Genomic DNA, 21,850 nt, shown 5'->3' with positions numbered 1-21,850 from the left:
TACCATGGTCAACGTGACCGATTGTACCGATGTTAACATGCGGTTTATTACGTTCAAATTTTTCTTTTGCCATTTTAAATTATCCTCCGAGGAAAATATTAAATCTATTAATCTAAGAGATTAACCGTTTTTCTTTGCTTGAATTTCTTCAGCAATTTTCTTAGGAACCTCTTCGTAATGATCAAAAGTCATGGAATAGTTACCGCGACCTTGAGTTTTGGAACGAAGATCAGTAGCGTAACCGAACATTTCGCTCAATGGAACATATGCTTTGATATGTTGGCTACCGTTACGAGCTTCCATGCCATCCATACGACCACGACGAGAGTTTAAGTCACCGATTACGTCGCCCATGTATTCTTCAGGAACGTCTACTTCTACGGACATATATGGTTCAAGTAATGCAGGGTCTGCTTTACGAGCACCTTCTTTGAAGCCCATAGAACCAGCGATTTTGAAGGCCATTTCGTTGGAGTCAACATCATGATAAGAACCATCATATACGATTACTTTAATGTCAACCATTGGATAACCAGCGATAACGCCATTTTCCATCGCTTCTTTTACACCGTTCTCTACAGGACCGATATATTCACGAGGAATCGCACCACCAACGACTTTATTTTCGAATTCGAAACCAGCACCTGGCTCTTGCGGAATCAACTCCAACAAGCAGTGGCCATATTGACCTTTACCACCAGATTGGCGAACGAATTTACCTTCAGATTTAACTGCTTTACGAATTGTTTCGCGGTATGCTACTTGAGGCTTACCTACATTTGCTTCTACTTTGAATTCACGTTTCATACGGTCAACGATAATATCAAGGTGAAGCTCACCCATACCGGAAATAATTGTTTGACCAGTCTCTTCATCAGTGTGAACTTTGAAAGTAGGGTCTTCCTCTGCCAAACGAGCTAGAGCACTACCCATTTTTTCTTGGTCCGCTTTAGTTTTAGGTTCAACCGCAACGGAAATAACTGGCTCAGGGAACACCATGGATTCAAGAATTACAGGATTCTTTTCATCGCAAAGTGTATCACCTGTAGTTGTATCTTTCAAACCTACTGCTGCTGCAATATCACCAGCGTACACCATGTCGATTTCTTTACGGGAGTTCGCATGCATTTGAAGGATACGGCCGATACGTTCCTTTTTACCTTTAGTGGAGTTAAACACGTAAGAACCAGAACTCAATGTACCAGAGTAAACACGGAAGAACGCTAATTTACCAACATAAGGGTCAGCCATGATTTTGAAAGCCAAAGCTGCAAATGGTTCATCATCAGAAGAAGGACGAGTTGTTTCTTCTTCAGTACCAGGAACGATACCTTTAATATCAGGAATGTCTACTGGAGCTGGCATGTAATCGATTACAGCATCCAACAACATTTGTACACCTTTATTTTTATAGGAAGAACCGCAAAGAACTGGGAACAATTGGTTAGCAATAACTGCTTTACGCAATGCTGCTTTCAATTCCTCTGTAGAAATTTCTTCGCCTTCCAAATATTTCATCATAATATCGTCATCAGTTTCAGCGATAGCATCAACCAACATCTCACGACGCTCGTTAGCTACATCTACATATTCTGCTGGGATATCAGTGATTTCATATTCTTTACCGTCATCGGATTTGTAAATTTCCGCTTTCATAGTCATCAAGTCGATGATGCCTTCGAAAGTATCTTCTGCACCGATTGGCACTTGGATAGCAACGGAGTTAGCGCCTAAACGCTCTTTCATCATGTTAACTACGTTAAAAAAGTCAGCACCGATCGTATCCATTTTATTTACATAAGCGATACGAGGTACGCCATAACCAGAAGCCTGACGCCATACGGTTTCAGATTGAGGTTCAACGCCACCTTTAGCACTGAACACGGCAACGGAGCCGTCAAGTACACGTAGAGAACGTTCTACTTCTACTGTAAAGTCAACGTGACCAGGAGTATCGATGATGTTGATGCGATGTTCTTTCCATTCGCAAGTTGTTGCCGCAGAAGTGATAGTAATACCACGTTCTTGCTCTTGCTCCATCCAGTCCATCGTAGCAGCACCTTCGTGTACCTCACCGATTTTGTGAACGATACCAGTGTAGTAGAGAATACGTTCTGTAGTAGTTGTTTTACCAGCATCGATGTGAGCCATGATACCGATATTACGAGTTTTTGCTAAGGAAAACTCTCTTGCCACAGTTGTCAACTCCTCTTAATTACCAACGATAATGTGCAAATGCTTTATTAGCTTCTGCCATTTTATGAGTATCTTCTTTTTTCTTAATTGCAGCGCCTGCATTGTTGAAAGCGTCCATCAATTCGCCTGCTAAGCGTTCTTTCATAGTGCGTTCACCACGAAGACGAGCATAGTTTACAACCCAGCGAATACCGAGTGTTTGACGGCGATCAGCGCGAACCTCAACTGGCACTTGGTAGTTAGCACCACCGATACGGCGTGCACGTACTTCAAGTACAGGCATAACATTTTTCAATGCTTGATCGAAAACTTCCATTGGGTCTTGACCCATTTTGGAACGAATAATTTCAAATGCATCATATACGATAGTTTCAGCAATGCCTTTTTTGCCATCGTACATAACTTTATTGATGAAACGTGTTACTAATTTGCTGTTGTACACCGGATCCGGAAGTACATCACGTTTCGGAACAGGGCCTTTTCTTGGCATGTTCAATTCCTCCTTTTGTATAGATGTGTGTTAAATTCGTTGTTTAGCTAAGATTATTTTTTAGCTTTTTTCGCGCCATATTTGGAACGACTTTGCATACGGTTTTGTACGCCAGCTGTATCCAATGCACCACGAACGATGTGATAACGCACACCTGGAAGGTCTTTAACACGACCGCCTCTGATAAGTACAACACTGTGTTCTTGTAAATTGTGACCAATGCCTGGGATGTAAGCAGTTACTTCAATACCGTTAGTCAAACGTACACGGGCAACTTTACGAAGCGCGGAGTTTGGTTTTTTTGGAGTAGCTGTGTACACACGAGTACATACACCACGTTTTTGTGGGCTCTCTTGAAGCGCTGGAGCAGTAGACTTTTTAGTCATGCTTTCGCGACCTTTGCGTACTAACTGATTAATTGTTGGCATTTGGGCACCTCCTTTCCAAATTTGAGATTTATAATTGATCCATCAAAGCAAGGTGCTCTGTTGGATATTACCGAATTAACGAAAAACGCCTACTGCAGTAGCGCCCACTTTTATGCGACACGCTCGGCCTAGTTCGTCCATCGTGTGCTTGTCATCAACAGGAATACCCGCCTCTATACAAGCTGTCCGTATAGGATCTACTACGTAGCTATCACCATCATAGCCAAGGAAGACAAATTTCACAGAGCCTTTCGCAATAGCCTTCAAGGTTTGCTTAGCACCTATCGTTTTGTCTATCGATGCCAACTGATTGATATCCATCGTCACATCTTCTCCTTACGAAATTATGCGTCCATACAGCATTCGCCATTTGAGCACTATGTAAGTATATCAAGTACAAATGGCTATGTCAAACCTTTTTCACCACTTAAAACCGCTAAGACACTACATTTTATATGTACACCTATCCGTGTGTTTCATAGCCTTCTTTTTCATTAACAACTTTTGCATATTTATTTATTTTTAATCGTTTTTGTGTGATTTTTATTCACTCTATACACCAACCTACATCTAAAGTTATTTTATGTATGCGAATTTGATATAACAAAAAAACCTCTTGCCAAAGCAAGAGGTTTTTCTGTATATCGCGACATAGAAAATTATTCTTCCACAGTCACTTCTTCTACTACATCAATAATCTCAGGCGGTCGTTTTACCACTTCGATTTTGCGGTAACGGCTCATGCCAGTACCGGCAGGAATTAACTTACCGATAATAACGTTTTCTTTGAGCCCCAACAATGGATCAATTTTACCTTTAATCGCTGCATCAGTAAGAACGCGAGTCGTTTCTTGGAAGGACGCAGCAGATAAGAAGGAATCTGTAGCCAAGGCAGCTTTAGTAATACCTAATAATGTACGTTTACCTGTAGCTGTCTCTTTACCGTTCAACGTTAAGCGACGGTTTTCTTCATCAAATGTATTGATATCGATCATATCGCCAGGAAGCATATCTGCATCGCCAGCTGTTTCGATTTTCACTTTCAAAAGCATTTGGCGTACGATAACCTCAATATGTTTATCATTAATTTCTACACCTTGAGATTTGTATACTTTTTGTACTTCGTACACTAAGTAACGTTGTGTAGCTTGTGTGCCCATAACACGCATAATGTCGTGTGGGTTGATGGAACCTTCTGTTAATCGAGTCCCCAAAGCTACCGTTTCACCGTCTTTAACGATAATACGAGAGCCATAAGGGATGAGGTAATCCATTTCAATACCATCTTCGCCAGTAATGAAGATTGTATTCGTACCTTTTTTACCTTCATTTGGTTCAATGCGAACAATACCTTCATTTTCCGCAATGATAGCATTACGTTTAGGTTTACGAGCTTCGAATAATTCTTCAACACGTGGCAAACCTTGTGTAATATCGTCACCAGCGACACCACCAGTATGGAATGTACGCATCGTCAACTGTGTACCTGGTTCACCGATAGATTGGGCAGCAATGATACCAACTGCTTCACCAACTTGAACTTGGTTACCTGTACCGAGGTCACGACCGTAACATTTACGGCATACGCCATATGGGCTACGGCAAGTCAATACGGAACGGATCTTAACGAGGTCGTAATGTTTTACTACTTCATCAGCCAATTCTTCAGTGATTTCACCATTCAATGGAACGATAACTTCACCTGTTTCTTTATTAACTAATTCTTCTGCTGCAATACGGCCTACGATACGATCTTTCAATGGTTCGATAATACCAGTGCCTTCAACGATAGCTTCTACTTCAATACCATTGATTTCGTTGTTGCGAACTTGTACTTCTTTTACATCGCTATTAAGAATCGCTTCAATAGCTTCTTCTGTAAGGCGCTCATTAGCCGGGAAGATTTCTACTCCTTCGCTGTCAACAATAGGATGTACAGTATCTTTGTTCAACATATTTTGAACCATCGTTTCTTTCAATGTTGCACGGATGCTGTCATCGCTTTCACCAAGAAGAATGTTTTGCACTAAGTTTGTATGGTTAATATCGCTATCAGAACCTAAATGTACACCGCGCAATGCAATCGATGTTACACCAGATGCAGCAATATCTTCTAAGCTTTGTTCGTCAAGAATCGTTTCTGCAGGAACAGCTAATTCACCTGTTTCTACATTCACTACATCTTTGTCGAGAACGCGACCCATTAATTTGTCTTTCAACAATTCAAGAGCTTGTTTTGGCGATGTTGCCAAACGTGCTCTTTCACGAACTAAATCGATGCCTACTACGTCACAGTCATCTTCGCGAACAATAACATCTTGCGATACGTCAACGAGACGACGTGTTAAGTAACCGGAGTCGGCTGTACGAAGTGCTGTATCGGCCAAACCTTTACGAGCACCGTGAGAGGACGTAAAGTAATCCAATACAGTCAAACCTTCTTTAAAGTTTGCTTTAATTGGCAAGTCAATGATACGACCAGATGGATCCGCCATCAAACCACGCATACCAGCCAACTGACGAATCTGTTGTTTGTTACCGCGGGCACCGGAAATAGCCATCATATAAACAGGGTTAAAGCCCTCTTTATCACGAGCCATATTATCCATCATCGCATCTGTTACATCTTCAGTGGCTTGTGTCCACAATTGAATTGTTTTACGGTAACGTTCTTCTTCTGTAATTAAACCACGACGATATAACCGAGATACTTTTTCTACTTCTTGCTCTGCTGTATCAAGTAATTCCACTTTCACGTCTGGCACTTTGATATCTGCAATCGCTACTGTCATACCTGCGCGACGAGCAAAGGAGTAACCAAGGGATTTAATACGGTCCAACAATTCTGCGGTTTTTTCATTGCCGAACAATTGGAAACATTGGTCCACTAATTTACCAACAGTTTTCTTATCCATTACTTTACCCAGTGTATAAGAACCATCCTCTTGTTGTTCATATTGCCACAATTCTGGATATAAAGCGTTATTGAAAATCAAACGGCCAACTGTCGTTTCTACGCGACCATAACCAGGCATACGAATATATAGCACATCTTGAAGACCGATGATTTGCGATTCATATGCAAGCATTACTTCATCATAAGTGGCAAATGTTTTCGCCTTTTCTTTTGTATCTTGGCGCACTACTGTTAAATAGTATGTACCAAGAATCATATCTTGAGATGGAACCGCAACCGGTTTACCGTCTTTTGTAGATAAAATATTATGGCTAGAAAGCATCAATGTACGAGCTTCTGCTTGTGCTTCTACGGACAATGGTAAGTGACAAGCCATTTGGTCACCGTCAAAGTCGGCGTTGAAGGCTGTACATACGAGCGGATGCAATTTAATAGCCCGACCTTCCCAAAGAATTGGTTCGAAGGCTTGGATACCAAGTCTATGCAACGTAGGGGCACGGTTCAAGAGAACTGGATGCTCTTTAATAACCTCTTCCAAGGCTTCCCATACGCCTGGACCAATGCGTTCTACTTGGCGTTTAGCAGCTTTAATATTAGATGCTTGTCCACGTTCTACCAAACGTTTCATTACAAACGGCTTGAACAATTCCAACGCCATTTCTTTAGGCAAGCCACATTGGTGCATTTTAAGTTCCGGACCTACTACAATAACGGAACGACCAGAATAGTCAACACGTTTACCAAGCAAGTTTTGACGGAAACGACCTTGTTTACCTTTAAGCATATCGGACAAAGATTTCAACGGACGGTTACCAGGGCCTGTAACAGGACGACCACGACGACCATTGTCAATCAATGCATCAACAGCCTCTTGCAACATACGTTTTTCGTTGCGCACGATAATATCAGGCGCACCTAAGTCTAACAAACGTTTCAAACGATTGTTACGATTAATTACTCGGCGATATAAGTCGTTAAGATCAGATGTGGCAAAACGGCCCCCATCTAATTGAACCATTGGGCGCAATTCAGGTGGAATAACTGGTACGATATCCATAATCATCCACTCTGGGCGATTGCCAGATTGACGGAATGCTTCTACCACTTCTAATCGGCGAACAGCACGGATTTTACGTTGACCACTAGCAGTATTCAACTCTTCACGCAATTCAGCATTAAGCTGTTCTAAATCGAGCTCAGCTAACAATGCTTTAACTGCTTCCGCACCCATATCAATACATACGAATAAGATATCTTCCGCAGCACCTAATTCGTAACGTTCTTCGCGAGTTAATTCTTCATATTCTTTATCTGCTTCTGGAATCGTAGCATCATCGCGAAGAGCAGCATTGTAGCGTTCTTTTCGTTGTGCTTCACGAACAATAGCTAAACGCTCGTTCCGTTGTCCCACGGTTTCGATTACTACAGATTTACCACCGATTGTATAGCCATCAGCGTTAAATTGTGCTTCGTATTCGCGGAATTCTTGTTCAGACAACAATTGGCGTTTTGCCAATGGTGTGCCTGCCGGATCTACTACGATATAAGAAGCAAAGTATAATACACGCTCCAAAGAACGTGGAGATACGTCAAGGATAAGACCCATGCGGGATGGAATTCCTTTGAAATACCAAATATGAGATACTGGCGTAGCCAACTCGATATGCCCCATACGTTCACGACGTACTTTTGCACGAGTCACTTCAACACCACATTTATCGCATACCACGCCTTTATGACGGATGCGTTTATATTTACCGCAATGACATTCCCAGTCTTTCGTAGGGCCAAAGATGCGTTCACAGAACAAGCCATCACGCTCTGGCTTCAACGTACGGTAATTTATAGTTTCAGGTTTTTTGACTTCCCCATGAGACCATTCTAAGATTTTCTCTGGCGATGCCAAACCAATTCGCATAGAATCAAATTCATTTACGTCTAGCACTACTATCGCTCCTTTCCTTGTAATCTATATCAGTCTTCAGTGGATTCATTCATAGGGAATGCTAATTCACTCATAATGTCGTCTTCGCCGCCATTATTAACTTCTTCCTCTACTTCAGTCACTGTCACTTCAGATGTTTCGACAGCAGCGCCACCCATTACATCTTCGATACCAGTTTCCACTACATCCTCTTCGTCATCAAGTTCTTTCATTACTACTTCTTCTTGATCCTCGTTCAAGATTTTTACATCAAGACCGATACTTTGAAGTTCTTTGAGCAATACTTTAAAGGACTCAGGTACACCAGGTTCAGGAATATTTTCACCTTTAACGATTTTTTCGTAAGCTTTCACACGGCCCACCACATCGTCAGATTTTACAGTCAACAACTCTTGAAGCGTATAGGCTGCACCATATGCTTCGAGAGCCCACACTTCCATCTCACCGAAACGTTGACCACCAAATTGTGCTTTACCGCCCAATGGTTGTTGTGTAACGAGGGAGTACGGCCCAGTAGAACGAGCATGGATTTTATCATCAACTAAGTGATGTAATTTCAACATGTATACATAACCAACTGTTACACGGTTATCCATTGGTTCACCAGTACGACCATCGTACAATACAGTTTTACCATCATCGCTGCGGCCAGCAATTTCCAATGTTTCAAATACGTCTTTTTCGTGAGCACCATCAAATACAGGTGTAGCAATATGAATACCAGCTACATCTGGTTTTGGCATACCATATGTATCATAGTCGTAGCCTAAGCTTTCTAATTCTTTGCGAATCTCAACGCGCTTAGCACGAGCCGATTCAATATGGTTAAGTGTAGTTTTTACTTTATTGATAGCTTCTAACTCTTCCACTAAAGCAGGATCCATTTCTGGAATTTCTTCGTCAGTACCGAAGTATTCCATATGGAGCTCATTATATTTAGCTTCTTCCGCTTTCAATTCTTTGAAACGTTTTTCGCCACCAAGAGCAGTTAATTTCTTTTGCGCCGCTTTTTCTACGTGACCAAGGATTTTAGATTTTAAATCGATGATTTTTTCATCAATATCAAAATGTGCTGTTGTAACATCTTCAGCAGCTTGCGCTTCTAATTCTTGGATTTCACTGTATAAATCGCGAATCGCATCGATTTGATCCCAATAGGATGCATCAGTGCGAGCTTCTTTCAGTACATTTTGGATATGAACATCGGTTGCTTTGATTTTCATACCTAATCCTTGTACAGCCCAACCTAAATGGGTTTCTAATACCTGCCCAATATTCATACGAGACGGTACGCCCAATGGGTTTAATACGATTTGTACCGGTGTGCCATCTGGAAGGAAAGGCATATCTTCTTTTCTCATAACGCGAGAAACGACACCTTTGTTACCATGGCGACCTGCCATTTTATCGCCTTCGTGGATTTTACGTTTTTGCGCAATATATACACGAACTAATTTATTAACACCTGGTGCTAATTCATCTCCATTTTCGCGAGTAAAGACTTTAACGTCTACAACTTTGCCAGACTCGCCATGCGGTACGCGTAAAGAAGTATCGCGCACTTCACGTTCTTTATCACCAAAGATAGCACGCAATAAGCGTTCTTCAGGAGTTAATTCAGTTTCTCCTTTTGGCGTTGCTTTACCAACTAGAATATCGCCAGGGTGAACTTCTGCACCGATGCAGATAATACCTTCTTCATCAAGATTTTTAAGCGTATCATCACCAGTATTTGGCAATTCACGAGTGATTTCTTCAGCACCTAATTTAGTGTCTCGCGCATCACATTCGTACTCTTCGATATGGATAGATGTGTAAATATCTTCTTTGCAAAGTTCTTCGCTAAGCAAGATAGCATCCTCGTAGTTATAACCTTCCCAAGGCATGAACGCTACAAGAACATTATAACCAAGAGCCAATTCACCACCGTCAGTAGCAGGGCCATCAGCCAATACTTGACCTTTTACAACGTGGTCACCACGATTGACGATTGGTTTTTGGTTGAAACATGTAGATTGGTTAGAACGCATGAATTTATTCAAACGATAGGTATCTACACGACCATCACTATCGCGAAGAATGTGAATTTCATTGCCCCAACAACGAACGACTTTACCAGCTTCACGTGCTAATACGCAGACACCAGAGTCAGTAGCCGCTGTATATTCCATACCCGTACCTACTAATGGTGCTTGTGCACGTAATAAAGGCACAGCTTGACGTTGCATGTTCGCACCCATCAACGCACGGTTCGCATCGTCATTTTCAAGGAATGGAATCATAGCTGTACCGATAGATACAACTTCTTTTGGGCTAACGTCCATGTAATCTACTTTTTCAGGAGCTACTTCGAGAACGTCGTGACCACGACGACAAGCAACGTGCTCTTGTGTAAAGTTACCTTCCGCATCAAGAGGAGAGTTCGCTTGGGCAATCGTCATGCCTTCTTCTTCGTCTGCTGTCATATATACTACGGAATCGCTAACGCGAACTTTGATGACTTTATTAGCATTAGCACCTTTACCGTATATTTTTTCTACTTTACGATATGGCGCCTCGATAAAACCAAACTCATTTACCTTCGCATAGTTAGACAAGGAGTTGATCAAACCGATGTTTGGCCCCTCTGGTGTTTCAATTGGACACATACGACCATAATGAGAGTGATGCACGTCACGAACTTCAAAGCCTGCACGCTCACGAGACAAACCACCAGGACCAAGAGCAGATAGACGACGTTTATGAGTCAATTCTGCCAATGGGTTAGTTTGGTCCATAAATTGAGATAACTGAGAAGAACCAAAAAATTCTTTAATCGCTGCCACTACAGGGCGAATATTAATCAATGCTTGCGGTGTAATGGATTCAATTTCTTGAATTGTCATACGCTCACGCACAACTCGTTCCATACGAGTCAAACCAATACGGAATTGGTTTTGCAACAATTCGCCAACGCAACGAAGACGACGGTTCCCTAAATGGTCGATATCATCTGTGTGACCTACGCCATCCATTAAGTTTAACAAGTAGGAAATATTAGCGATCATATCTTCTCTTGTTACTGTGCGATGTTCGTATTCTAAGTTACAGTTGTTACAGATAACTTTAGCTACTATACCTTCGTTTGTAGTTACGAAGAACTCAGCAAAGCCTTCGCCACCGAAAACGTTGCTGTCTGCAATGATAGCTAATTGTTCTTCCCCTACATGTACGCCAGCATCGAGGATTATTTCCCCTGTTTCGCCGTCGATAATTGGTTGAGCCAATGTTTGACCTAACATACGTTGGCGCCAACCCAATTTTTTATTCAATTTATAACGACCTACGCGAGCCAAGTCATAGCGGCGCGCATCGAAGAATAAATTATCAAATAAATTACGAGCAGATTCCACAGTTGGAGGTTCGCCAGGACGCAATTTTTTATAAATCTCAACTAATGCTTCTTCCGCAGATTGTGTTGTGTCTTTCTCCAAGGTACGTACGATGCGTTCATCGTATACTGGCAAACCATCTTCATCAACTTGACCATTCCAGAACAAGTCTAAGATGCTTTCATTTGTATCCCAACCAAGAGCACGCACTAATACAGTAGCTGGCAATTTACGGTTACGATCAATACGAACCGCTACGATTTCACTAGCATCTGTTTCGAGTTCAATCCACGCACCACGGTTTGGAATAACAGTAGACTCGTACAAACGGTTACCCATTGTATCGATTTCTTTGCCATAATACACGCCAGGGGAACGAACTAATTGAGATACGATAACACGTTCTGCACCATTGATGATGAAAGTACCAGTATCCGTCATCAATGGAAAATCGCCCATAAATACTTCTTGTTCTTTAATGTCCATATTTTCAGGATCATTATTAACTAAACGCACATTGACGCGAAGTGGTGCCGCATAAGTAGCGTCGCGATTTTTGCATTCATTAATATCATACTTAGGTTCACCTAAGCTGAAACCTTCAAAAGAAAGTACTAAATTGCCTGAATTGTCTTTAATGGGAGAAATATCATTGAAAATATTTTGTAATCCACTTTCCAAGAACCATTCATAGGACTTGCGTTGGATGTCCAATAAATGCGGCATCTTAATGACTTCGTTAATTTTTGCGTAAGTATAACGAGTCCGCTTGCCTACCTGTTCAGGTTTGAACATGTTTTCTTTCCCTCCTTAACATACACGGTATATAACTCTATAACGGCATAGAAAAGACATCTTACAGGTCTCAGTTTTCCTGCTCTGATAACGTCAAATAAGCAAGGCCTTTTATCATTTTAAAATAACCTTGCTTTCCATTATCCAAGCACAACCTTGGAAGAAAACCTTACTACATTTAAGTTATAGCTTCTACATGAAAAGTAGAAAATGCTACTTTTGCAATATATAATATTACCATTACAGCAAAGAACTGTCAACCACGAGGGATTGACAGTTCTTTATATATGGTCTCTATATAGTTGTTTGTAACGTCCATTAGCTAGATGGTATAACAGCAACAATCTAGCCAGGAACTAACAAAACGCTAGTACTACGACTTAGTTTCCTTTTGTTTTTAACAAGCTAGCACCAGCAATACCTGGGCGAGTCATTTCTTTAGGGGACAAGATATGATCCATCTCTTCTTGCGTCAATAAGCCTTGGTCCAAGATAATGTCACGAATAGCGCGACCAGAAGAGTAGGCTTCTTTTGCCAATGCAGATGCAGTTTCATAACCCAAGTGTGGCAATAAAGCCGTTACGATACCAACAGAGCGATTTAACCAGTACTCACATTGCTCACGATCTACTTCTAAGTCTATCAATAATTTGTCTACAAATGTATTAACGCCATTTTTCAAGTAACATAAATTGTTAAACAAGTTATACGCCAATACCGGCTCCATTACGTTCAATTCGAATTGACCATTTTCTACAGCCAATGTAATAGTCATATCGTTGCCGATAACTTGATAACATACTTGGTTCAATACTTCTGCAATAACAGGATTTACTTTACCTGGCATAATGGAAGAACCTGGTTGGCGAGGTGGCAACTTCAACTCCCCAATGCCGCAACGTGGACCAGAGGCCATTAAGCGGAAGTCGTTGGCCATTTTAATCAATACCAACGCAGTTACCTTCAAACCGCTAGAAATATCAGCAAATACGTCTGTATTATTCGTTGCATCAATGAGGTTATCTGCTGTGTAGAACGGCTCCCCTACAACTTCACTAAGCTCATATGCAACATCTTCAATATAGCTAGGTTCTGCATTTAAACCAGTACCTACAGCAGTGGCTCCCATATTGATAACGTGAGCACCTTCGATAGCTGATTTAATACGTTTGATACCACGACGTACACCAGATGCATAAGCCCCCATTTCTTGGCCTAATGTAATAGGTACAGCATCTTGCAAGTGAGTACGACCCATTTTCAAAATTTCGCTATACTCATCGGCTTTTTTCTCTAACTCATCGACAAGCCGTTGTAATGCCACAAGTAGCGGTCTTGTTTTTAAAATGGCACATACTTTGATAGCTGTTGGGAATGCATCATTAGTAGATTGGGCCATATTACAATGGTTATTAGGACTAACGATATCGTAAGAACCTTTCGGATGCCCTAAGATTTCCAACGCTCTATTCGCCAACACTTCATTCATATTCATATTAATAGATGTGCCAGCACCACCTTGAATCGGATCCACTGGAAACTGATCCATAAATTGACCACCAATAATTTCATCAGCTGCTTGTACAATAGCTTTACCAATAGACACTTGAAGGCGACCCGTTTTCATATTCGCTAGGGCAGACGCTTTCTTTACCATTGCTAATGCTTTGATAAAATCTTGGTCTATTTTTTTACCCGTAATATAAAAGTTTTCTAACGCACGAATCGTTTGTACCCCATAATACAACTCATCGGCAACTTCCAATTCACCTAAAAAATCATGTTCTTTTCTCATTGTTTGCCTTCTTTCTGTAAATCTTAATTTACCTTTATATTTACGAACGACTCACAATAACTGCAGCCTTCTCCAAGCTGGCTCGTTATAAAACACCTATAAATGATAACTATCTTACTTTTATTATACCATGTATCATGTATACACAAAAGTCATTTCATGTATTCCCATAACGACCACTTTACAACCATAACAAATCAGCATACTTTATATGAATCCACAATATACTAAACAATACTAATCATATATAATATATTTGATTTACTACGACCATACATATATAAGTATATATAACAAATTGATAAAGAGGTTTATATGCATACTCAACATAACCATGTAACGAACATGATACTATTATTCCTTCTCACCGCTATAAGTTACGGATTTTTCAATGCACACCTAGCCATAACGGACCCAGTGGAATCAAATTACGTTTTAACTGCTAAAACAATGATTGAGCATAATTCATGGATCTCTCCCATGATTTACAATCAAGTATGGTTCGACAAACCGCCACTTACCTATTGGGCTCTCATGATATGTTATAAACTATTTGGTATATCAGATTTTGTATCTCGTATTCCCAATACATTAACAGCTGCAACGAGCGTAACAGCCATGTATTATATGGTCTACCGACTATACAAGAATATCTCAGTCGCACTCATCAGCGCTGTCGTTTTAATGAGCACATTGCTATTTTGGTATATCTCTCATGCCGTAATTACAGATGGTTTCCTATTTCTATTCAGCTTAGGTATATTTGCTTATGGCTATATTGGACTAACGCAACAAAATTATCGCGCCATAAATGCAGCTTACGCATGTGCAGGATTAGCCGTTATTACAAAAGGTCCTATTGGATTATTATTACCAGGCCTTATATTCATGCTGTTCACAATTATACAAATCATCATACATCGGGAAAATCCTACTTACTCGTGGAAACGCCAGTTATCTATATTAGTATCTCCTCTTGGTATACTTCTATTCCTAGCTATCGCCTCACCATGGTATATCGCCATGTATCAATTACACGGGATAGACTTTATCAATGGCTTTTTAGGACTTCATAATGTAGATCGAGCCCTCATATCAGAACATCCAAAATTTAATGTATGGTATTATTACCTATTATTAATGCCCATTGCTCTGTTTCCATGGACGCCTCTTCTCATTCATAAATTACGTCATACTCATTGGATGGAACCATTCAATGTATTTAGTGCCCTTTGGTTTATAAGCATCGTCCTATTCTATTCTATGGTAGCCACTAAATATATGACGTATACATTTCTGGCCATTATTCCATGTGTAATATGGATTAGCCAACATATCTATCATCTATTCATAACGAATCAAAGAAAAGCAGTTAAGCGATATATCATCATACCAGTCTTTCTGTATGTCATAATCTTCTTAATCGGCACTAGCTATGATAAAAATCTCACTATTATCCCATTAGGTATAGCCTGTATCATAACCCTAAGTATGGTATTCATAGCTTGGCGTACAATTAACAATGACATGCTCATAACTGAAAGTTCCTTGTCAGTGCCGCGCCCATTCTTATACATAACAGTCATTCTTTGTATCATCTATAGCGCTATTACTATAACAGTAGCCCCTATATTAACAAAACAATCTGGTCTACAATATGTTCCCCTTGTAGAGTCCCACCGTGGTCATGTTTACATATATGGCAGCTATTACACGTCCATTGTCTACTACACTAATGAAGTACCTACGTCTGTATTTGTGGGCAGTAATGACGACCCAAGATGGACCAAGGGAAAAGCGCTTATGCCAACTATTACAAAAGATGAATTTATGAACCGTATTGTAGCCGATCCTACGGCCCTCGTAATTGTACCTAAAAAATTTAAAGTAGATTATGAAAACTCAATAGCCTCGACAGTGACACAAAAAATTGGCGCCAACGATAGCGCCATCATCTATGAAAGAAATAAAAAATAAATATATTAACAACGCAATTGATACTACCGAAGCATATGAATATACCCCCATCTATTAACGATGAATGCCATTACAATGTTAGTACTCCAAATACTGTAGCAAGCACTATAAGACCAAACAAATAATAACATATGTGTATAATGATAAGCCATATTAATACACGACCGATGGTATATAGAGAACTCCATAAATTACTATCCTGACGTTGTTGTGTTATATAAGCTTTCACATGCCGAACTATATGCGGTTGTGCTTCTCGAGGCGTAATATAATCCCACGCAAAGGCCATATAAAGACATAAAAAGACGGCAAAAACAGCATCGATAAATAAATTAACGGGATTTAAGATAACTATATGTGCAATACTAAAAAAAGATGCATATTCCAAAGCTTCCGGCAATGTAATCCAAGCCCCTAGCAAAGCAACTATTGCCAACAGAATACAAACACTCCTCAGCGTATAACGCATAAGATGACACCTCCCTCATAGTCATTCAACAATTAATCTAATATAACTAACTGTAAATGCTATTACACATATATCCATACTGTCAATGTAGTAATTAATTATACTATACAACATATATATGTAGAATTATAGGAGAAATTTGCCATATAGCACAAAAAGGCGTACCCAAAGGTACGCCTTTTATTATAGCTAGAATTATTTCAATTCTACAGTTGCGCCAGCTTCTTCCAATTGAGCTTTCAAAGCTTCAGCTGCTTCAGCAGGAACACCTTCTTTTACAGGTGCAGGAGCGCCGTCAACGATAGCTTTAGCTTCTTTCAAGCCAAGGCCAGTTGCTTCACGAACAACTTTGATAACGTTGATTTTGGAAGCGCCGCCATCTTTCAAGATAACGTCGAAAGAATCTTTACCAGCGCCAGCGCCAGCATCGCCAGCAGCTGCTACTGCTACAGGAGCTGCTGCAGTTACGCCAAATTCTTCTTCAATTGCTTTTACAAGATCATTAAGTTCAAGAATAGTTGCTTCTTTTAATTCAGCAACGATGTTTTCAATGTTCAATGCCATGATTATATTCCTCCATAAAATAGTTCAGTATTAAGTTAACCTATCAAGGCTAACGATTGTTTGCAAATACTATATTGCTATTATTCAGCTGGTTTAGCTTCAGCAACAGCTTTAACAGCGTATGCAACATTGCGTACAGGCGCTTGCAATACGGAAAGCAACATAGAAAGCATACCTTCGCGATTTGGAAGATTTGCAATTGCTTTAACTTGCGCAGCGTCCATAACTTCGCCTTCAACGATACCAGCTTTTACAGTAACAACTTCTTGCTCTGTAGCTTTGATGAATTGTTCGATAACACGAGCTGGTGCAACAGCATCTTCTTTAGAAGTAGCCAACGCAGTTGGACCTTCTAAATGCTCTGTGAAACCTTCAAGATTCAATTCGTTTGCAGCAATACGAGTCAAAGTATTTTTGATTACTTTGTATTCAACGCCTTCAGCCAACATTTTGCGACGAAGATCAGTAGCTTGTGCTACAGTCAAACCAGAGTAACCAATCAATACAGCACCTTTTGCTTCAGAAAGAGTTTCTTTCATTTGAGCAACGATTGCTTTTTTTGATTCAGTGACAGCCATTAGATTACCTCCTTGTAGATTTTTTGGTGCTCTATGTACTATCTTAGCGTAAAAAACGACCTCATCAGCCGATGAGGTCGTAACTATCCCATTAATAGTAGGGTGTCAGCCTCAGCGGGCGGATTTTCATCCATTATACATACCTGCCGTCTACAGCTAAGAGACATATGTGATTATTGCTCTTTAGAAACAGCGCTCAATTTGAACACGTTCAAAGGCACACCAGGGCCCATTGTAGAAGCCAAAGTTACAGATTTAATGTATTGACCTTTAGCAGCTACAGGTTTAGCCTTGATAATAGTATCAACGATTGTACGATAGTTGTCAAGTAATTTTTCATCATCGAAAGACGCTTTACCAATAGCGCAAGAAATGATACCTGCTTTATCAGTACGGTATTCGATTTTACCAGCTTTAATTTCGCTTACTGCACGAGCAACATCTGGAGTTACAGTACCAACTTTAGGGTTTGGCATTAAGCCTTTTGGACCTAACACTTTACCAAGACGGCCAACTTGACCCATCATATCTGGAGTCGCAACTACTACGTCGAAGTCGCTCCAACCGCCTTGTACTTTTGCTACCAACTCTTCAGAACCTACTACGTCTGCACCAGCATCTTCAGCTTCTTTAATTTTGTCGCCTTTTGCAAATACAAGAACGCGTTTAGTTTTACCAGTACCATGTGGTAACACAACAGCACCACGAACTTGTTGATCAGCATATTTAGGATCAACATTCAAATTGAAAGCGATTTCAATTGTTTCATCGAAATTTGCAGTTGCAGTTTTCTTAACTAATTCAATCGCTTCTACTGGCTCATAAAATTTATCAGCTTCAATAAGTTTTACAGCTTCAGCGTATTTCTTACCTACTTTTGCCATTATAATATCCTCCTTATGTGGTCAAACGGGAATTCCCTCCCACTTATCTGAGCGTATACACAAGTTGTACGCTAATTAGTCTACGATTTCAATGCCCATGCTGCGAGCAGTACCTTCTACCATGCGCATACCTTGTTCTACTGTATTTGCATTTAAGTCAGGCATTTTTGTTTCTGCAATTTCACGAACTTTATCGCGGCTTACTTTAGCTACTTTCTCGCGGTTAGGTACGCCAGATCCTTTTGGAATGCCTGCTGCTTTTTTCAATAATACTGCAGCTGGTGGCGTTTTAGTGATGAAGTCGAAGCTACGATCTTCATATACGTTAATAACTACTGGAATTACTAAGCCCGCTTGTTTAGCAGTACGTTCGTTAAATTCTTTCGTGAAAGCAACGATGTTAACGCCTGCTTGACCTAATGCAGGACCAACTGGTGGTGCTGGAGTAGCTTTAGCGGCCTCAATTTGTAGTTTTACTTGTTTAACTAATTTCTTAGCCATGGGTAATTAAACCTCCTATGCTTATACTGTGGTGGTAACGGATATGCATCCTCCCACTGGCAACCAAAATCGATTGCTCTTTTAGAGTTATAGTGTATATATTAAAGAGTTTTTTCTACTTGAGAAAACTCTACCTCTACCTCTGTGTCTCGGTTGAACATTTCAACATTTAGTTTCAATGTTCCTTTATCAGGGTTAATTTCGGTAATAATACCTTGTCTATCTTCAAAGGCCCCGGATGTAATGCGTACCGTTTCACCGATTTCTACATCGATGTTGACTTTTGGTTTCTTATCCAAGCCCTGAGACTTAAGTATATGTTCTACTTCGGAATCAGAAAGTGGAACTGGTTTAGTAGCAGACCCAACGAACCCTGTTACCCCTGGCGTGTTGCGTACAACATACCAAGAACGATCGTTAACTTCCATCTCAACCAATACATACCCAGGAAAGATCTTACGTTTTACTACTTTTTTAACCCCATCTTTTTCATCTACTTCATCTTCAAGAGGTACAAGAATACGACTAATCACATCTTGAAGACCCATAGATTGAACCTTTAGTTCAAGTGTGGTTTTAACTTTGTTTTCGTAGCCTGAATAGGTATGAATTACATACCACTTTTTATCTGTTTCCATGTAATGGCCCCCTATCCAACAATGTGCAACAACAGATTAAACAGTTGAGCAAAAATAGCATCATACACATAAACGAGTAAAGAGATAAAAATAGTTACCAAAAATACTACAATTGTGTAATTGATGAGCTCTTTTCTTGTTGGCCAGACTACTTTTTTCAGTTCAGCCTTTACACCGCGGAAGAATTTACCAAATCCACCGCGTTGTTGCACCGCTGAGTTAGACTTTGCCATTTGTTCACATCCTCAAATCAACAGGTTAATGAATGATAAGAATTATTTTGTTTCACGGTGTAATGTATGTTTACCGCAGAATTTGCAATATTTCATCATTTCAATACGATCAGGATTGTTCTTTTTGTTTTTGTTCGTTTGATAATTACGTTGTTTGCAATCTGTGCAAGCTAAAGTAATGGCATTACGCATCCGGATACACCTCGCTTTATACTAATTAAATCTTTTATTTTGTATTCGAAAATCGCTCGACTACATACTAAAAAACTATATCACAAGCATGTTGCCATGTCAAGGTAATACTAGTTTTTGAGCAACTCAAAAAAGCCAGGCACTATCGCCTGACTTCTAGAGTATAACAAAAGACTTTATAGATTTCAACCATCATTATAATTTTTCTATATTGGGATAACTATCTACACAATACAAACCATTCAATGACTTTATATATCCCGCTCTATACGACGACCTCTTAATAGCACAAGCAGAAACAGCATATAGGCGATTAGTTCTATCATTTCTTCTATACGATCATGAATGGGTTCTATAACAGCAATCACATTTCGGTCAAAAACGAGTTCTGACAACACCATTAAAGCAATAGCCGTGAAACAATAAGCTCGGCCTTCTCTATCCTTTACAATAGCTTTCACAAAAGACCAGACCCGATGGTGATATTTAATTATAAGCCACAACATAATAACTACGCTAATACCAACCACACCATAAATATAAGGTCCGAACCAAAGAGTACTCATATCCGGCGGTACTGGTCCATTCTCATCATAAGCAGTAGCCAGAAAAACACGACCCCAACTAATCTCTCGCGAACCAGCAAGCATAAAAAACCAAGCACTAATAGCCCAAACCGGTCGATTAATTCCATTATTATCTGTAAAGTACCAATAGATACTCAGCAATGATGCTCCATATAAAACAGCTAATTGTAAGTTTTCTACATAACCTAATTCCCAAAACCATTCTTTAGGCGCCCATATCACTAGCGGTATGGTAGCGACCAAAGCTACTAAAACTAACATTCTCAATATACGTATCATAAAGCCGCCTTCTTTCCACTTCGAAATGATTCCATATAGTATGCATTTTCTGTATTTGACTGCATTTTAATTCATTGGTACATTGATACTATAAGACAGATGAATGTATATACTTGGCTAAAACAGATTTAGCCAAGAAACACATCACCTCTTATATCATTATTTTATTCTATCACACTATTAAGAATTAAGGAGATGAATTATGACAAAAATCTTAGAATGGTTTGCTGGTGCCGAAGGTTGTTTTCTAAAATACTTAAGCATCGCTATCTTCGTTGTTATGGCTTGGATCGGAGGCCTCAAAGTTGTACAATACGAAGCAGATGGCATCGTACCATTTGTAAGCAACAGCCCTTTCTTTAGCTACATGTACGAAAACAGCAATAACATGGTAGACAACGGGAAAGGCAAAATTGTAAAAGAATACAATTTGCACAAAAATCCTGAAGGCCTCGTTGTTCCTGCAAATATTCAATGGCATCAAGAAAACGGTACATATACAGCATCCTACATCATCGGTGCCATCATTGTCACCGTTGGCACATTAGTATTATTAGGCATTTGGTTCCCTACCATTGGATTTTTTGGCGGCCTACTCACCTTTGGTATGTCCCTTATTACACTATCCTTCCTTATTACTACACCTGAAACATGGGTCCCAAATTTAGGCAATCCAGCCCTAGGCATTACGGAAAGTCCAAACTATGGTTTCCCATACTTAAGCGGTGCTGGTCGTCTCGTAATTAAAGACATTATTATGTCTGCTGGTGGTTTATTAATCGCATCTTTACAAGCACAACGAATTTTGAAAAACAGAAAAGAAAATGCTTAATAGCAAATCAGTATATGATGAGCAAAGCGATATATAAATTAGCTCAAAATATATACTACCATCCCAAACACAAAAAGCCTCTCCTAGGAGAGGCTTTTTGTAGGTTCTATAATAAATGTTGGGGTGTCACCATCAAGGTGGCACAACCAACATTATTTTTTTGCAAAAAAAATAAGCA

18 protein-coding genes are annotated in these 21,850 nt (G+C 39.9%); 2 read left to right on the top strand and 16 right to left on the bottom strand.

The genetic code is table 11. The features are described 5' to 3' along the window. Positions 1–120 precede the first annotated feature (120 nt). From fusA to NFR29_RS07820, 7 genes are all read right to left on the bottom strand, one after another. Positions 121–2,196 carry an elongation factor G gene (fusA, locus tag NFR29_RS07850; RefSeq protein WP_251425341.1) on the bottom strand — a complete coding sequence of 692 codons (2,076 nt, stop codon included), beginning with the start codon at positions 2,194–2,196 and terminating at the stop codon, positions 121–123. Between the two features lie 19 nt (positions 2,197–2,215). After that, a complete protein-coding gene (gene rpsG, locus NFR29_RS07845) occupies positions 2,216–2,686 on the bottom strand; it encodes a 30S ribosomal protein S7 (RefSeq protein WP_004693556.1) in 471 nt (156 codons plus the stop codon). A 53-nt stretch (positions 2,687–2,739) separates the two neighbouring features. Further along, on the bottom strand, positions 2,740–3,114 hold the full coding sequence (rpsL, locus tag NFR29_RS07840) for a 30S ribosomal protein S12 (protein WP_127134198.1): 375 nt from the start codon (positions 3,112–3,114) through the stop codon (positions 2,740–2,742). 75 nt (positions 3,115–3,189) lie between these two features. Continuing rightward, complete coding sequence (locus NFR29_RS07835; protein ID WP_251425338.1) at positions 3,190–3,435, bottom strand: ribosomal L7Ae/L30e/S12e/Gadd45 family protein; 246 nt, start codon at positions 3,433–3,435, stop codon at positions 3,190–3,192. Positions 3,436–3,773: 338 nt separating this feature from the next. After that, positions 3,774–7,976, bottom strand: a complete 4,203-nt coding sequence (rpoC, locus tag NFR29_RS07830) for a DNA-directed RNA polymerase subunit beta' (protein WP_277612512.1) — start codon at positions 7,974–7,976, stop codon at positions 3,774–3,776. A 29-nt stretch (positions 7,977–8,005) separates the two neighbouring features. After that, positions 8,006–12,142: a DNA-directed RNA polymerase subunit beta gene (rpoB, locus tag NFR29_RS07825; protein ID WP_251425335.1), complete on the bottom strand. Its 4,137-nt coding sequence runs from the start codon at positions 12,140–12,142 to the stop codon at positions 8,006–8,008. A gap of 380 nt (positions 12,143–12,522) precedes the next feature. Beyond that, positions 12,523–13,938 (bottom strand): aspartate ammonia-lyase, encoded by a 1,416-nt coding sequence (locus NFR29_RS07820; RefSeq protein WP_251425332.1) that lies wholly within the window; start codon positions 13,936–13,938, stop codon positions 12,523–12,525. A gap of 315 nt (positions 13,939–14,253) precedes the next feature. Between NFR29_RS07820 and NFR29_RS07815 the strand changes: the two genes are divergently transcribed. After that, a complete protein-coding gene (locus NFR29_RS07815) occupies positions 14,254–15,915 on the top strand; it encodes an ArnT family glycosyltransferase (protein ID WP_251425329.1) in 1,662 nt (553 codons plus the stop codon). Positions 15,916–15,985: 70 nt separating this feature from the next. Here NFR29_RS07815 and NFR29_RS07810 read toward each other — a convergent pair whose 3' ends face one another. The 9 genes from NFR29_RS07810 to NFR29_RS07770 form a co-directional block, all read right to left on the bottom strand. Beyond that, positions 15,986–16,351 carry a hypothetical protein gene (locus NFR29_RS07810; RefSeq protein ID WP_251425326.1) on the bottom strand — a complete coding sequence of 122 codons (366 nt, stop codon included), beginning with the start codon at positions 16,349–16,351 and terminating at the stop codon, positions 15,986–15,988. A gap of 228 nt (positions 16,352–16,579) precedes the next feature. After that, the gene (rplL, locus tag NFR29_RS07805) at positions 16,580–16,948 is read right to left on the bottom strand and encodes a 50S ribosomal protein L7/L12 (RefSeq protein WP_251425323.1); all 369 of its coding nucleotides are present in this window, start codon (positions 16,946–16,948) and stop codon (positions 16,580–16,582) included. Positions 16,949–17,028: 80 nt separating this feature from the next. Beyond that, positions 17,029–17,526: a 50S ribosomal protein L10 gene (gene rplJ / locus NFR29_RS07800; RefSeq protein ID WP_251425320.1), complete on the bottom strand. Its 498-nt coding sequence runs from the start codon at positions 17,524–17,526 to the stop codon at positions 17,029–17,031. Positions 17,527–17,699: 173 nt separating this feature from the next. Next, a complete protein-coding gene (gene rplA, locus NFR29_RS07795) occupies positions 17,700–18,410 on the bottom strand; it encodes a 50S ribosomal protein L1 (protein ID WP_251425317.1) in 711 nt (236 codons plus the stop codon). 75 nt (positions 18,411–18,485) lie between these two features. Beyond that, on the bottom strand, positions 18,486–18,911 hold the full coding sequence (gene rplK, locus NFR29_RS07790; protein ID WP_251425314.1) for a 50S ribosomal protein L11: 426 nt from the start codon (positions 18,909–18,911) through the stop codon (positions 18,486–18,488). Between the two features lie 101 nt (positions 18,912–19,012). Further along, positions 19,013–19,549: a transcription termination/antitermination protein NusG gene (gene nusG / locus NFR29_RS07785; RefSeq protein ID WP_251425311.1), complete on the bottom strand. Its 537-nt coding sequence runs from the start codon at positions 19,547–19,549 to the stop codon at positions 19,013–19,015. 11 nt (positions 19,550–19,560) lie between these two features. Then, positions 19,561–19,782, bottom strand: a complete 222-nt coding sequence (secE, locus tag NFR29_RS07780) for a preprotein translocase subunit SecE (protein WP_251425308.1) — start codon at positions 19,780–19,782, stop codon at positions 19,561–19,563. A 42-nt stretch (positions 19,783–19,824) separates the two neighbouring features. Further along, positions 19,825–19,974, bottom strand: a complete 150-nt coding sequence (gene rpmG / locus NFR29_RS07775) for a 50S ribosomal protein L33 (protein ID WP_004693530.1) — start codon at positions 19,972–19,974, stop codon at positions 19,825–19,827. Positions 19,975–20,225: 251 nt separating this feature from the next. Beyond that, entirely contained in the window at positions 20,226–20,822 is a 597-nt protein-coding gene (locus NFR29_RS07770; protein WP_251425305.1) for a hypothetical protein, read from the bottom strand. A gap of 220 nt (positions 20,823–21,042) precedes the next feature. On the opposite strand from NFR29_RS07770, the gene NFR29_RS07765 reads away from it, so the two are divergent. After that, positions 21,043–21,672, top strand: a complete 630-nt coding sequence (locus tag NFR29_RS07765; protein WP_251425302.1) for a DUF417 family protein — start codon at positions 21,043–21,045, stop codon at positions 21,670–21,672. Positions 21,673–21,850: the final 178 nt, after the last annotated feature.

Origin of the sequence: Veillonella agrestimuris (assembly GCF_943193065.1) — a bacterium.
GTDB lineage: Bacteria > Bacillota > Negativicutes > Veillonellales > Veillonellaceae > Veillonella > Veillonella agrestimuris.
Note: the sequence above shows the minus strand (reverse complement) of the source record. Positions and strands in the feature narration are given on the sequence as shown.